Source organism: Pedobacter sp. B4419, from assembly GCF_059693725.1.
Genome location: NZ_JCASSL010000002.1, coordinates 328,534 through 342,418, shown reverse-complemented (window position 1 = coordinate 342,418; position 13,885 = coordinate 328,534). Strand labels below are relative to the sequence as shown.

Below are 13,885 nucleotides of genomic sequence, written 5' to 3'. Positions count from 1 at the left end.
TAATAAGATGAAAGCAAAATATATATACATTGTCGGTTTGGCAATGAGTTTTTTTTGGTGTACCGTGGCGAGTGCACAGAACGTAAAAATTATCGATCCTAACTTTAAGCTGGCTTTGGTGGCTAACGGTGTAGATTTAAATGGAGATGGAGAAATACAGTTGTCTGAAGCCACAAAAGTAACCAAGCTCTATGTGAATGGGGCCAAAATTACTTCGCTGTCTGGCATCAAAAGCTTTACCAACCTGGTAGAGTTTGGGTTTTACGATAACCAGATTAAAATGCTCGATTTGGAAGGCATGACCAAGCTTGGCCGTATTTATGGTTTCAATAGCCAAATAGAAGTGCTCAACGTAAAAGGCCTCACCAACCTTTCGGTCATCTACCTGCACCAGAATAAGCTCAAAATGGTAAACCTGGCAGGACTTAAAAACCTAAAAGAGGTGAAATTAGATGAGAATATGCTGAGCAAGGTAGACCTGAGCAATTTGCCAAACCTAGAAGAAGTACAGCTTCAGAAAAACAATATTACCGAATTTAAGGCCGATGGCTCATTGGCGATCAAATCGATTAACCTGAATTTTAATTGGCTGTCGCGATTAGACCTTAGCCCGTTTAAGAAACTGGAGAAGGTATCGGTTTCGGATAACGAGTTTTTATCCTCGCTCAACATCAGGGGCTTAAAATCGCTAACTTCTTTATCCTGCTCCACCAACAGGCTGGTGAGTTTGAACATGAGCGGTACCACCAGTTTGACCGAATTTGATTGGTAATTTGATTGTTGAAAGGTTAAAAGTTGCAATGTTGTAAAGTTCAGCTGTTGACTGCCAACTGGTGGTTAGCTAGCAACTTTCCAAAGTCTATAGCCCTGATAGGAGCGGCAGCCCCGAGGTACGGGGGCTATAGCGGATAGCAGGACCGGCATTGATCATAGCCACAAAGAAGCGCTCCAAATTAATAATTAACCATCCCTCCCTAAAAAGGAGGAATGGTTAGTTGCCAACTAAAAACTGTCAGCTAGAAACTGACTATACGGGTAATTATAGCTATTTTTGAAAATCGAATATGCTTAAATACCTGCGCCTCTTGCTTTTTCCTTTTGCCTTGCTCTATGGCATTGTGGTTATGCTTAGAAACAAGCTGTACGATTGGGGTGTTTTTAAATCGGTCAAATTCGATCTCCCGGTAATCTGTATTGGCAATGTGGTGGTTGGTGGGGCAGGCAAAACGCCTACTACAGAATATTTGGTAAGACTTTTGGCCGATTACAAGGTAGCCATCTTGAGCAGGGGCTATGGCCGTAAAACAAAAGGATTTTTATTGGCCGATGCCAGCGCAACTGCAGCCAGCATTGGCGACGAACCCATGCAGTACCATCAGAAATTTCCTGCGGTAACCGTTGCGGTTTGCGAAGATCGCGTAAAAGGAATCAGCCAGTTGAAAGATACGCATGATGTCATTCTATTAGACGATGCCTTTCAGCACCGCGCGGTAAAAGCCGGCTTTAATATCCTGCTTTTCGATTTTGCTTCTTTTATGGATTGGCAGTTCTTGTTGCCAATGGGTAACCTGCGCGAGCCTTTTAATGCCTACAAGCGCGCCCAAGCCTTGCTGGTTACCAAAGCGCCAGCTGCATTAAACGAAGAAGTAAAAGCAGATATCAGAAAAGGATTTAACCTGAACGGTAACCTGAGCCTTTCTTTTTCGGCCATTAAATATGGGGAATTGATGCCTTTGTTTGGTGGCACAAAGCAAGAATTAACTGCTTCAACAACAATTTTTTTGCTCACTGGCATTGCCAATCCCAAGCCTTTGGCAAAATATCTCGAGCACTTTTCGGCAACGATAGAGGCATTTGAGTTTCCGGATCACTATGAATTTAGTAGAGAAGATATTAAAAAGCTCGTAAAAGCGTTTAATGAGCATTCTTCGGAAGAAAAGATTATAATTACAACAGAAAAGGATAGTCAGCGTTTATTAGGAGATAATTTAAAAGATTTACTCTTAAATTTGCCGATATTCTACCTGCCAATTCAGATAGATTTGGCAACAACAGATAAGCAAACCTTTGATAAAAATATATTAGACTATGTTGCAGGCACTAAAAGAGTCGATAGAGTATCTTAAGCGTAAAATAGGAGATTTTGAGCCAGAAGTTGGCATTGTATTGGGCACAGGCCTTGGCGGCTTGGTTAAGGAAATAGAAGTAGCGCACAGCGTGCTTTATGCCAGCATTCCAAATTTCCCTATTTCTACCTTGGAGTTTCATTCTGGCCGATTGATTTTTGGTACTTTGCAAGGCAAGAAAGTAGTGGCCATGCAGGGCAGGTTGCACTATTACGAAGGTTATAGCATGCAACAGATCACTTTCCCCATCAGGGTGCTTAAAGCCTTGGGCATACAAAACCTATTGGTGTCAAACGCGGCAGGTTCCTTAAATCCAGACTTTAAAAAAGGCGATTTGATGATCATCAACGACCACATTAACCTGCAGCACGAAAGTCCGTTACGCGGCATTAACGATTCTGATTTGGGTCCGCGTTTTCCGGATATGAGCCAGCCGTACAACCGCGATTTGATCACAAAAGGCTTGGCCATTGCCAAAGAAGCCAATATCACCTGTCACCAGGGAGTTTATGTGGCTGTTACCGGTCCGAATTTAGAAACCAAAGCCGAATACAAATATTTGCGCATCATTGGTGGCGATGCCGTTGGGATGAGTACCGTTCCTGAAGTAATTGTGGCCAATCATGCAGGCTTGCCGGTTTTTGCGATTTCGGTACTAACCGACGAAGGCTTTCCCGAAGACCTGAAGCCAGTGAGCTTGGAAGAGATTTTGGAAACGGCCACACATGCAGAACCTAAAATGACACAAATCCTTAGCCAGCTTATCTCTGTTCTATAATGCAAAAACTTATTGCTTCCCTTCTTTTTTGCTGCTTGGCCTTTTGCACTTCGCAATTATTTGCGCAAGATCTAAAAACCAATGTAACCAATAACAAGGAACTCGATTCGTTGCGCAAAAAAGAAGAGGGACAAAAAGACTCGATCGTATTCGACTCGAAGTATATCCGTTATACAACACTACGCTTAACCAAAGACAGCATACAGACTTTGCCCATAGATACTGGGTTAACGGGTATTCAGAATTTTAGCGTGTTGCAACAACCACGTAGGCCTACAATAGGTACTGGCGTGATGGGGCTTTCCGCTACTTCGCTATTGTTTGATCCCAGGAAGAACATCGGTTTTGATGCGGGTTTTCATGCCATGGATTATTATGCGCTCAATTATGATGATGTCAGGTTTTACCGTGCCCGAACTCCTTTTACCAGTTTGTATTATGTAAATGGTTCTGACAAGGAACAGGTGCTAAAAATCGTACACTCGCAAAACGTAAATAAGAACTTTAATTTTGGAGCCAACTTTAATCGTATCGGGGCCAATGGCGCTTATACGCACCAGCGTGGCGATGTGCTCAATGCGGCTTTGTTCATGTGGCTCCAATCTTCAAATAAACGCTATAATTTATGGACTGATGCTGTTTTTAATACCTTCAAGGCGCAAGAAAACGGCTCTATCCTAAAAGATACCATTTTTACGCAAAGTGGTTCGCTGGTTGATAAATTGGCAGAGTCGGTTAGGCTGAATACTGCCAAGCAGCTCTGGCGGAAAAACTCCTTTATGTTGCGCCAAAGTTATTTTGTGGGCCGTATAGACAGTACTTCGAATGCCAATAACCAAAATATACTTCCTACCAATAAATTAACCCATACCCTGGTGTATACCAATAGTTCCTATTCCTTTAAGAAAGATGAAGTAGATACCTATAAGGCTATTGTGGTGGGTGAACAATTTCTGGATAAATTCCATCCTGTTGATTCGGTATTTACCAACGATTCGACCAGTGTAAAACATTTGCAGAACGATTTTGTCTATACTTTTTTCTTGAGGGGCAAGGGTGGCAATTCCATTATTAAGAACGAATTGAAAATTGATGCGGGGATCAGGCACGATTACTATTCTTATGCCCAATATGGCATATTAAGAGACCTGACCAAGTATTATGAACATACTTCTTCTTTTCAGAACATTAGTTTATTGGGTGCCTTGGGCTATCGCTTTAGCAACAAGGTTGATATCAATGTGAACCTGCAACAGGTTTTTCAGGGAGAAAATACAGGCGATTTCCTTTACGAAGCCAAGAGCAATGTTTTCTTGAGCAAAAAAGCCGGGCAGATTGTGTTGGGCGCCTATATGCAAAACAAATCTCCAGAAGAAATCTATACGCGCTATTTCGGCAATTACTATAACTGGACCAATAATTTTGATCGGACAAAAACAATCAATTTTTCTTTCAATTATATCAATGAAAAGTATGGCTTGGATGCTTCTGCAGCCTATTACTTGATAGACAATTACCTTTATTTCGCATCCGATATAAAAAACGGCATAGCTCCACAACAGGCAAATGGCAGCATTAACCTGTTGCAGATAAGCGTGGGCAAGAAATTTACCTACAAGAGCCTGCATTTGGATGCCTATGTGGTTTATCAAAAAACCGACAGCAAGAATATCCTGAGAACGCCTGAGGTTTATACCTTTAACAGCATTTATAAAGAACAAACCTTGTTTAAGGCACTGAAAACACAAATAGGTGTTGATATCAGGTACAACACGGCATATTCGGCACTTTCCTATGCACCGGCAATTGCCCAATTCTATAACGGACCAGATGTAAAGCTAGGCACGAAGCCTGTAATGGATGTTTGGATCAAAGCCGGTTTGCGCAGGGCTAATCTTTTTGTCAAATACGACTACGTAAACCAAGGTTTGTTCAGCGGTGGCTTCTATACGGTAAACAGGTATCCAATGCCCGATCGCCTCCTGAAATTTGGCGTAACCTGGAACTTTTATGATTAGACCACAGGCATATCCTAGCGCCTAGAGCGGAAATTTATCATTCAACTTAAGCCTTGTCATCCAGAGCAAAGCGAAGGATCTATGGAGAAGAATTCTGTATCAGATTCCCCTTGCCGTCGGAATGACAAAAGGGATTAGATTGACGAAGCAATTTCGACCGTGCACTAGAAACCACAACGATCAACTAATAACTAATAACTGTCAACTAATAACTCTCGAGGCTAGGTCTTCTGCGGTTTCTTTTTGGCGGCAGGGAAGAGCACATTGTTCAAAATCAGGCGGTAGCCCGGAGAATTGGGGTGCAGGCTTAAATCGGTAGGTGGATCGTTTACTTGGTGCTGGTAATCTTCGGGATCGTGTCCTCCATAAAAAGTAAACTGTCCTTTGCCAATTTCGCCATGCAGGTAACGCACTTCGCCGCCACCTTTGTTTTCGCCCAAAATGGTAACGCTGGGTTTAACCAAATTCTTTCTAAAAGCAGTAGTTTGCCCCATAAAGCCTTTAATTACCTTGTCGTGGTCTTGGGTTAGCATGGTAGGTACCAGATCCCATTTGGCAGAGAAATCAAACAAAGTGAAAAAATCGTTGCTGGCGTTAAAATTACGGGTTTGGGTAACATCAATATCCGAAAATTCATAACGCTCAGGGTTCATGTCTATCTTGAAATTCTGAAAGGCTACGCTGTTGTTGTAGTTAAGCTTGTTTTGTGCATTGGCATCGGTGCCATCGCCATCAAACATGCTTTCGGCAATGTCTACGCCTTCTGCGGCCAAGGCGATATCAAAACTGTCAGTACCCGAACACATGGCAAATAAAAATCCGCCGCCTGCACAAAACTCTTTAATGTGCTTGGCAACCGCCAATTTCATTTCAGATACCTTTTTAAATCCGTTCCTTTTGGCTGCGGCTTCTTGGTATTTCACATCATCCTGGTACCAGGTGGCATTTCTGAATGAGTTCCAGAAGCGCCCGTACTGCCCCGTAAAATCTTCGTGGTGCAGGTGCAACCAATCGTAGCTGCTGAGTTTGTCTTTTAATATTTCGTCGTCATAGATAACATCATAAGGAATTTCGGCATAGGTAAGCACTAAAGTCACCGCATCATCCCAAGGCAATTTGCTTTTGGGCGAGTAAACAGCAATTTTAGGTGCCTTTTCCAATTTCACCATTTCCATGTTTACATCCGGATTGTTGATCTCGTTTAAAATGGCACTGGCTTTTCCATCAGCTATCACCTCATAAGAAACACCACGGATTTTGCATTCGTCTTCAACGGGCTTGGCATACTTTACCAAAAAACTGCCGCCCCGATAGTTGAGCAGCCATTCTACCTCTACCTGTTGCTTAATGCTCCAATAGGCAATGCCATAGGCTTTAAGATGGTTTTTTTGGTCTTCATCCATGTAAATCAAGATAGAAGAAGCCCTGCTTGCTATAGAAAGCAACAGCAAACAAACGATTAAACAATATTTATTTAAAGCCATATGGATACGTACTATGCGAATGTATATTTTTTGGAGGCTAATCTAAAATTATTACGTTCATAAAAACGTTAAAATGGCAGGTTTCATATCAAATTTGAATTTCTTTGCAACGATTTGTGGCAGAGATGTAGGGCTAATCGTTTCAATTTGTTAAATTTGTCTCTTCACAATAAAATATAAAATGAGCAAAGCAATAATAAAGACTGAAAAAGGTGATATGACCGTGGAGTTCTATGATAAAGATGCCCCTAATACTGTTGCCAATTTTAAAAAATTAGCTAAAGAAGGCTTTTATGATGGCGTTACTTTTCACCGTGTAATTCCAAATTTTGTTATCCAAGGCGGTTGCCCTAATTCTAAAGATGGTGCAACTGGTATGCCTGGTACAGGTGGTCCTGGCTACAAAATTGATTGCGAGCTGGATGGAGAGAACCAATATCACGACCGTGGCGTATTATCTATGGCACATGCCGGAAGAAATACAGGAGGCTCACAATTTTTTGTTTGCCACAGCAGAGACAATACTGCACATTTAGATCGCAATCACACTTGTTTTGGCAAGGTGGTTGAAAATGTTGATCTTGTTGACGATATTAGACAAGGCGACAAGATTTTAGGTGTAGAAGTTATAGAAGACTAAGCGTTGAGCGATTAGGGTTAAGCGCAAGCATTAACCCGCAACGTCCACGTAAAATAATAAACAACAGCGTACAGCGAATAGGGTTAAGCAATAAATACACGCCACCCTCCAAACGCTGAGCGCCAAACGCACTGATATGAATTTAAGAGGAATTGTAGCCGTATCTGGCAGACCAGGCTTGTTCAAGCTGGTTGGACAAAACAAAGTAGGCTACGTTTTAGAAAGCCTAGACGAACAAAAGTTAAAGATTGTAGCTAATATTTCTACAACCAAATTGGCTTCGTTAGAAGATATAACCATTTATGGTGAAGACGAAGAATTGAAATTGGTTGATGTATTGGCTAACATTGCAGCTAGCAAGAGCGCTGTTCCCGATAGCAAAGCAGATGGCAAGGTATTGCGTGGCTTCTTTGTTGAAGTAGCGCCTGGCCACGATCAGGAAAAAGTATATGCTTCTGACATGAAGAAAATCTTGACTTGGTATCAATTGCTAAAGGACCTGCCTTTGTTTACAGAGCAGCCTGAAGGCACTGAAACAGAAGCAAAAGCTGATGAAAAAGTAGAGAAGAAAGCTAAAACCGTTACGCCTAAGGCCAAGCCGAGTAATGCAAAAGCACCAACTACCAAAACATCGGCGCCAGCCAAAAAGGCCAGCATGACCAGCAAAAAAGGCGTTTAATTAACGTTTTTAACGATATGAAGGCATCACTCGAAAGAGCTGGTGCTTTTTTTGTTATGTACTCGTTGTCCTGAACCTAATCCGGGACCTATCTTGAAATAGATCCTTCGCTTTGCTCTGGATGACAAATCTTTATCCTAAGTATTTTAATTATTAGCTTCTTTTCTTCACGTCTTTGCAGTTAAACGAACAACTAATAACTAACAACGGGCAACGAACAACTAAAAACCAGCAACGAATAACTAACAAACTGAAAACGAACAAAAAAACTAAGCAAAATACTTATAAGCATACCAGGCTACCACCATTATAACCAATATGATAATGGTAATATTCATTACTTTTTTCTCTTTGGAATTATCGGTTCTGAACTTGTATTTCCTTTTATAATCACTCGGTAACATAAATCCTCCTTTTTGTTAAAACGATGAAAATGCTAAAACATTTCCATAAATTATTTGCAATACGAGGCCAACATTTGTTTGGCATTAGTATGGCCTAAAGCTATTGCTTTTTTAAAATCGCTGCAAGCTTCTTCCTTTTGTTTGTTGTTGAGTCTGGCCAAGCCTCTGTTCACATAAGCATTGGCATTTTGTGGATTAAGGGCAATGGCTTTGGAAAAATCGGCCACAGCCCCAGCAAAATCTTTTTGGTAGCCCAATAAAACCCCTCGCTGAAAATAGGCTTCCTCTTCCTTTGGATCTGCCTTAATTGCCTGACCATAATCGGCAATGGCTTCTTTGTTTTTCTTAAGCTCCCTATTTGCATTTCCCCTAATCAGGTAAGCAGCTGGATAATCACGATCGAGACTAATCAATTTATCCAGGTCGGCAATGGCGCCAGCAAAATCCTTGAGCATGTATTTGGTAATGCCGCTGCTGTAAAAAAGGATTTCATTTGCAGGGGCCAATTTAATAGCATGGGTGAAATCGGCCAAGGCAGCTGTATAGTTTTTCAGGTCTTTTTTGGCAAGGCCCCGATTGTAATAGAGTTGCCAATCGGCAGAGTCCAGTTCAATAGCTTTGTTGTAGGATTGGATCGCACCCACATAATCTTTTTGTCGCGCTTTGCCTATACCCGTATTGAAATGATCGGCGCTAGTGTCCTGAGCACAGGCATACCCAAAAATAAAAAAAGCAACAATAATAAATAGGATGCTACGCATGGTGGTATGGTTCGTTTTTTAAGATGGTAAAGGCTCGGTACAATTGTTCAACAAAGAAAAGACGCACCATTTGATGTGAAAAAGTCATGTCTGAAAGCGATACGCTGCCATTGGCACGTTTGTAAATGCTTTCATCGAAACCATAAGGACCGCCAATTATAAACACGAGGTGCTGTACGCTTCCAATCATCTGCTTGTTTAAATATTCGGCAAAAGAAACAGAACTGTGCTTCTTTCCTTTTTCGTCCAAAAGCATCACTACATCGCCTGGATTGATTTGTTTGCTGATCAGTTCTGCTTCCTTGCTCTTTTGCTGTGCCTCGGTCAGGTTTTTGGTGTTCTTTACATCTGGAATGATGGCAAAACTAAAGTTGATATAATGCTTTAGTCGATTGAGGTATTTTTCAATGCCTTCGATCAAGTACTTGTCTTCTGTTTTGCCAACGGCTATTAGCGTTATCTTCATCTGTAATAATTTTGAACGATCGAGTTTTGAATGAGAGAATGATAAGGTAGAGCTAGGCGTTTGGTCTTTTTTACCTTCTGCCTCTCATTCTTTTCTTAGTATCTTTGGCGCGCAATCAAACCACAAATATAATGTTAAAAAGCCAGCAAGAAATTGAAAACAAATATAAGTTGGGTGCAACAGAGCTGATCGGTATCATCGATGGCCTCAAAAAAAGCATCGACAAGCTATCCATGGTTCGCATTGCATTGTTGCTGGTAGAAATCGCATTTTTTGTGCTTTTTGTGAAATCGGTTAGCGATACGGAAACCTGGTTGAGGGGGATGCTTTTACTCTTGCCTATCGCTGTTTTTATATTAACGGTTAAAAAGCAAAATGCCCTGAGCAAGAAGAGAGATTACCTGAGCAACCTTTTATGGGTTTATGAAAATGAATTGGGGCTGTTAAACGGCAACGAAAACAAATATAACGATGGCGAGGCTTTTAAAGACGAATTGCATCCCTATACTTCAGATCTTGATGTTTTTGGAAGAGGCTCTCTATATGCCCTCCTCAATAGATGTGTTACCAAGATAGGTACAACTCGCTTGGCAAAAAGCTTTTCCTTAACCGATACCAAAGAAGGCATACTAGCGAGGCAAGAAGCTGTTCAGGAAATGGCCAGCCATATTGACCTTACTTTTGGATTTCGGGCCAACCTAAAGGGTCACGATGTAGACAAAATCGAACAGATTAAACAAAAACTGAAAGGCCAATTAACCAAACAGCTGGTATTTACCAAAAAACCTTTGTTGAGACTTTACATCAAGGTTTTGCCTTATATCGCTACTGTTTTAACGCTTGCGGCAATACTGTTAGGCGGTAAGTTGTGGACGATCCTGATCTTAATCGCTTTTATCAATGCAACGCTCAGCTTTTATTTTGCTAAGCAAATAAATATGGTTTATTATGGCTTTAGCGGGAGTTCAGCTTTGCTTAACGATTACGCCACGGCAATTAAATGGACTGAAGAACTCAACTGGAAAAGCAATTATATCAAAAACCTCTTTTCTTCGGAAGAGAAAGTAAGCGCACAGATTAAAAAGCTGTCGAAGATTATACAGGCCTTCGATGCCAGGCTAAACATATTGCTGAGCGGCATTCTTAATTTCTTCTTGTTGTGGGATTTGGATTGTTGCATTAAACTAGACCAATGGAATGCTACTGCCGAAGTGGAAAACGGCTTAGATCGGATCGGCTATTTTGAAGAACTGATTTCGGTGGCAACCTTGATGCACAACGAGCCTGAATGGACTTTTCCGACAATCGAAGCTAATTTCTCGCTAAGTGCAAGCCAATTGGGCCATCCCTTAATCAAGCCACAGGGAAGGGTGTATAATGATTACGAGGTAGGTGGGCAGGCTACTGTTGATATTGTAACCGGCTCTAATATGGCTGGGAAAAGTACTTTTTTAAGAACCGTTGGCATAAATATGATACTAGCCTATGCCGGCGCACCGGTTTGTGCAAAGGAAATGAAACTGTCTATTTTGAAATTGGTGACCTATATGCGTATCGTAGATTCGCTAAAAGAAAGTACATCTACTTTTAAGGCAGAGCTGAACAGGTTAAAGATGATCTTAAACACGGTAAAGGCTACCGAAAATGCCATGGTTTTAATTGACGAAATGCTGAGGGGTACCAACAGTCGTGATAAATATTTGGGTTCAAAGGTGTTTATCGAGAAAATGATTGAACTCCAAACACCAACCCTGTTTGCCACGCACGACCTGCAACTGTCTGAACTCAAAGAAATCCATCCAGAAAAGGTACGGAACTTCCATTTTGATATCCAACTCAGCCAAGGCGAGATGAACTTTGATTACAAACTGAAGAATGGGTCTTGCAGTACTTTTAACGCGGCTATCCTGTTAAAAGAAATCGGTTTGGAACTGGAAGAGCAAAACTAGCGGATCAAGGTAATCGACCCTGTATATTTTACATCCTGATTGGTAAGGTTCTTGCCTAAAACTACATAGTAATATACCCCAACCGGTACCGCTTTGTTGTTATAGGTGCCTTTCCAGTTTTCGAAGATACTAGTAGTCTGAAACAGGTTTTCACCCACTCTCGAGTAAACAAAAAGATGGTATTTTTTGAGATTGGTAATACTCACCACAAACTCGTCGTTAATGCCATCTCCATTTGGCGAAAAAGCATTGGGTACAAATAAAGAAGCATTTTTTAAGATCACCAAATCGCCTTTGGTTACCGAATTTGAACAACCCTCGTCTGCATAGGCGGTTAAGGTAATTTTAAAAGTACCACTTTGCGTATAGGTATGTGTTGGACTTGCTTCGGTTGATTGGCTGCCATCGCCAAAGTTCCATAAGTAGGTATCGGCTTCCTTAGAATTATTGGTAAACACTACGGGTAGCGGAGCAGAAAATTTGGCATTAAATTGAGGCTCGGTATTAAAAATGGCTACAGGTATTTTGGCAATCGGTGGCACTACAAACTGTACGGGGTCGCTTTGGCAGTTGCCAATCTTTAGGATGATCTGATAAATGCCTGACTGGTTGAAATTAGTTAAGGAGACTTCTAATTTAGGCGTATTGGCAGTAAAGCCGTTTGGTCCGGTCCACTCGTAAGTAACGCCAACTGCCTCGGCAATTTCCAATTTCATTACGTCGCCAATACAAAATTTAGTCTGATTCGAAGCAATTACCGGCGTTGCAGGCTTGAATTGCACATTGATCTCTTGGGTCGTACTCACTGCGCAACCGTTCGGATTTTCTACGGTAAGGGTAATGGTCTTGGTACCCACGCTGGTGTAGGTTAAAATCCTATCGCCATTGGCTGCGGTTGTAAATGTGCCAACGTCGCTGCCTACATTCCAGGTTGCAGTGGTAAAATTGGTCGATTTATTAACCAAAGTGAAGCTCTGGTTAGGCAAACAAGGATTGCTGGCTACAATTTCAAACAAAGCTTCAGGCTTTAAAAAAATGGGAGGAATAGTTAAGGTAGTTACTGCACTTGCGCAATCGCCAACCTGTACAAAAAGTTTGTAATCGCCGGCGTTTTCAGGTCCGGTAATGGCAATTTCAGGGTTTTGCTGATCTGAGGTAAAGCCATTTGGCCCTGTCCAATGATAGGTAGCCAAGTCGAGCTCAGGCGTACTCAGTTTCAAGGTTTCTCCAACACAAAGTTTTAGGGCCGATGGCGTAATTACGGGTGGCGCAGGTGTGTTGGCCACGATAAACTTAACCGTACTGTACACCGTGCAACCATTGGCTCCCTTTGCTTCGAGTACCACCGTTTTCTCTCCCGGAGTGGAGTAGGTAATGTTAAATGGACCTTCGGTAGTGGCGTTGGCTATATTGGCGCCATCTCCAAATGTCCACTTCAAAGTATTGTAATTAGAAGAAAGGCTGGTAAAAGTATAATTTTGCTGCGTGGTACAAGGATTGATCTTGTCTATTTTGATTTCGGCTGTTGGACCAACAAATTCCGTTGTGCCCCCAAATTCGATATGAAAGCCATTGTTGCCAGCTGAAAAATTATCTACAATCAAGGCATAGTTGTGGCCCGCTATCATATCTACATACTTTACGAAACCATTTTGGCCAGGCACGCAGCCCAGCTCTTCCCGCAAATCGGTTTCCGTCATGCTTAGGCCGGTTTGGTTATAAAACGGATTACAGGTAATGCCATGGCCAGCAGCACACCGGATAGCATTTGCTGCGGTTACCTGACTACAATCTCCGCCAGGGCCAAGGTCAAATAAAACCCAGTCAATATCATTATCCCGAACGGTAGGCGTAATGGTAAAGGTAAATGCGCCATCTTTGCCTGCGGTCCACATGTACCAAGCCGAATTCGATTCAATGTTCAAACAGGTTCCGGCAGCCTCATTGTTTCTGGTGCCGGCTCCAGTAACGTTGTTTTGGGTAAATTCTTCCATTTTGCAAAGAATAGAAACCGTCCCACAATCTTGTCCGGGTTTGAGCGGGGCGAAGAAATTATTCACGCAGATCTTAAATGTGCCTTCATTATCCTGGGCCGCACTTACCCTGATGAAAAGAATCTGGCCGGGGATTAATCCGCCTTTGGTTATACTCGTTACATTGCTGTTAGAGGTCAACATGTTGGTGTTGAGTTCGCCTATTGAATTGGTGGCCGGATCAAAAGTATAAAGTGCAATGAGCGGATTGGTGAGTGTATTTGGGCTTGAGGGATTATCTTTGCCGCTTACCGTAATATTGACATCGAACTTGGTTACGGTGAATTTAAACCATACGTCTTTGCCAACGCTTCCATTCCAGTTGAGTGGCGTACCTCTTGGGCTACTGGTTGCTTCGATGTTGCTGAACTTGGCTTCTTCGCTGCAAAAAGCATCGGTATTGGCTAGGTTGATGGCTTTTTCTATATCATCGTTGCTTGGTGGAACGCGAGTGGCGCGGGCCGCAAAAGCCCATAAACATAAACAGATGATAATCAAGCGCGTCATTTCATAAAAATAGAAAAAAAAGCTTTGCTTGGGCAAAACA

General features: G+C 41.9%; 12 protein-coding genes. 7 read left to right on the top strand and 5 right to left on the bottom strand.

What is annotated here, in order from left to right; translation table 11 throughout:
- Nucleotides 1-7 precede the first annotated feature (7 nt).
- From AC570H_RS13160 to AC570H_RS13145, 4 genes are all read left to right on the top strand, one after another.
- The gene (locus AC570H_RS13160) at nt 8-772 is read left to right on the top strand and encodes a leucine-rich repeat domain-containing protein (RefSeq protein ID WP_497355524.1); all 765 of its coding nucleotides are present in this window, start codon (nt 8-10) and stop codon (nt 770-772) included.
- Nucleotides 773-1,064: 292 nt separating this feature from the next.
- Entirely contained in the window at nt 1,065-2,126 is a 1,062-nt protein-coding gene (lpxK, locus tag AC570H_RS13155; RefSeq protein ID WP_497355522.1) for a tetraacyldisaccharide 4'-kinase, read from the top strand.
- Nucleotides 2,089-2,904, top strand: a complete 816-nt coding sequence (locus AC570H_RS13150; RefSeq protein WP_497355520.1) for a purine-nucleoside phosphorylase — start codon at nt 2,089-2,091, stop codon at nt 2,902-2,904. The genes lpxK and AC570H_RS13150 overlap by 38 nt, the downstream gene beginning before the upstream one ends.
- Nucleotides 2,904-4,922, top strand: coding sequence for a putative porin (locus AC570H_RS13145; protein WP_497355518.1), 2,019 nt, complete (start codon nt 2,904-2,906; stop codon nt 4,920-4,922). Before AC570H_RS13150 ends, AC570H_RS13145 begins: the two co-directional genes overlap by 1 nt.
- A 221-nt stretch (nt 4,923-5,143) precedes the next feature.
- Here the strand turns inward: AC570H_RS13145 and AC570H_RS13140 are convergent, their stop codons facing one another.
- Complete coding sequence (locus tag AC570H_RS13140) at nt 5,144-6,325, bottom strand: asparagine synthetase B (RefSeq protein ID WP_497359153.1); 1,182 nt, start codon at nt 6,323-6,325, stop codon at nt 5,144-5,146.
- Nucleotides 6,326-6,587: 262 nt separating this feature from the next.
- Here AC570H_RS13140 and AC570H_RS13135 point away from each other — a divergent pair, with 262 nt between their 5' ends.
- Both AC570H_RS13135 and AC570H_RS13130 read left to right on the top strand, forming a co-directional pair.
- Nucleotides 6,588-7,046: a peptidylprolyl isomerase gene (locus tag AC570H_RS13135; protein WP_497355517.1), complete on the top strand. Its 459-nt coding sequence runs from the start codon at nt 6,588-6,590 to the stop codon at nt 7,044-7,046.
- A 136-nt stretch (nt 7,047-7,182) separates the two neighbouring features.
- A complete protein-coding gene (locus tag AC570H_RS13130) occupies nt 7,183-7,725 on the top strand; it encodes a DUF5606 family protein (RefSeq protein WP_497355515.1) in 543 nt (180 codons plus the stop codon).
- 269 nt (nt 7,726-7,994) lie between these two features.
- Here the strand turns inward: AC570H_RS13130 and AC570H_RS13125 are convergent, their stop codons facing one another.
- Genes AC570H_RS13125 through rlmH form a run of 3 tightly spaced genes read right to left on the bottom strand, consistent with a single transcriptional unit; the run spans nt 7,995 to nt 9,356 of the window.
- Nucleotides 7,995-8,129, bottom strand: coding sequence for a hypothetical protein (locus AC570H_RS13125; protein WP_497355513.1), 135 nt, complete (start codon nt 8,127-8,129; stop codon nt 7,995-7,997).
- A 50-nt stretch (nt 8,130-8,179) separates the two neighbouring features.
- Entirely contained in the window at nt 8,180-8,890 is a 711-nt protein-coding gene (locus AC570H_RS13120; protein ID WP_497355511.1) for a tetratricopeptide repeat protein, read from the bottom strand.
- Complete coding sequence (gene rlmH / locus AC570H_RS13115; protein ID WP_497355510.1) at nt 8,883-9,356, bottom strand: 23S rRNA (pseudouridine(1915)-N(3))-methyltransferase RlmH; 474 nt, start codon at nt 9,354-9,356, stop codon at nt 8,883-8,885. Before rlmH ends, AC570H_RS13120 begins: the two co-directional genes overlap by 8 nt.
- A gap of 131 nt (nt 9,357-9,487) precedes the next feature.
- Here rlmH and AC570H_RS13110 point away from each other — a divergent pair, with 131 nt between their 5' ends.
- Complete coding sequence (locus tag AC570H_RS13110; protein WP_497355508.1) at nt 9,488-11,305, top strand: MutS-related protein; 1,818 nt, start codon at nt 9,488-9,490, stop codon at nt 11,303-11,305.
- Here the strand turns inward: AC570H_RS13110 and AC570H_RS13105 are convergent.
- Nucleotides 11,302-13,845, bottom strand: coding sequence for a PKD domain-containing protein (locus AC570H_RS13105; protein WP_497355507.1), 2,544 nt, complete (start codon nt 13,843-13,845; stop codon nt 11,302-11,304). The genes AC570H_RS13110 and AC570H_RS13105 overlap by 4 nt on opposite strands.
- Nucleotides 13,846-13,885 lie beyond the last annotated feature (40 nt).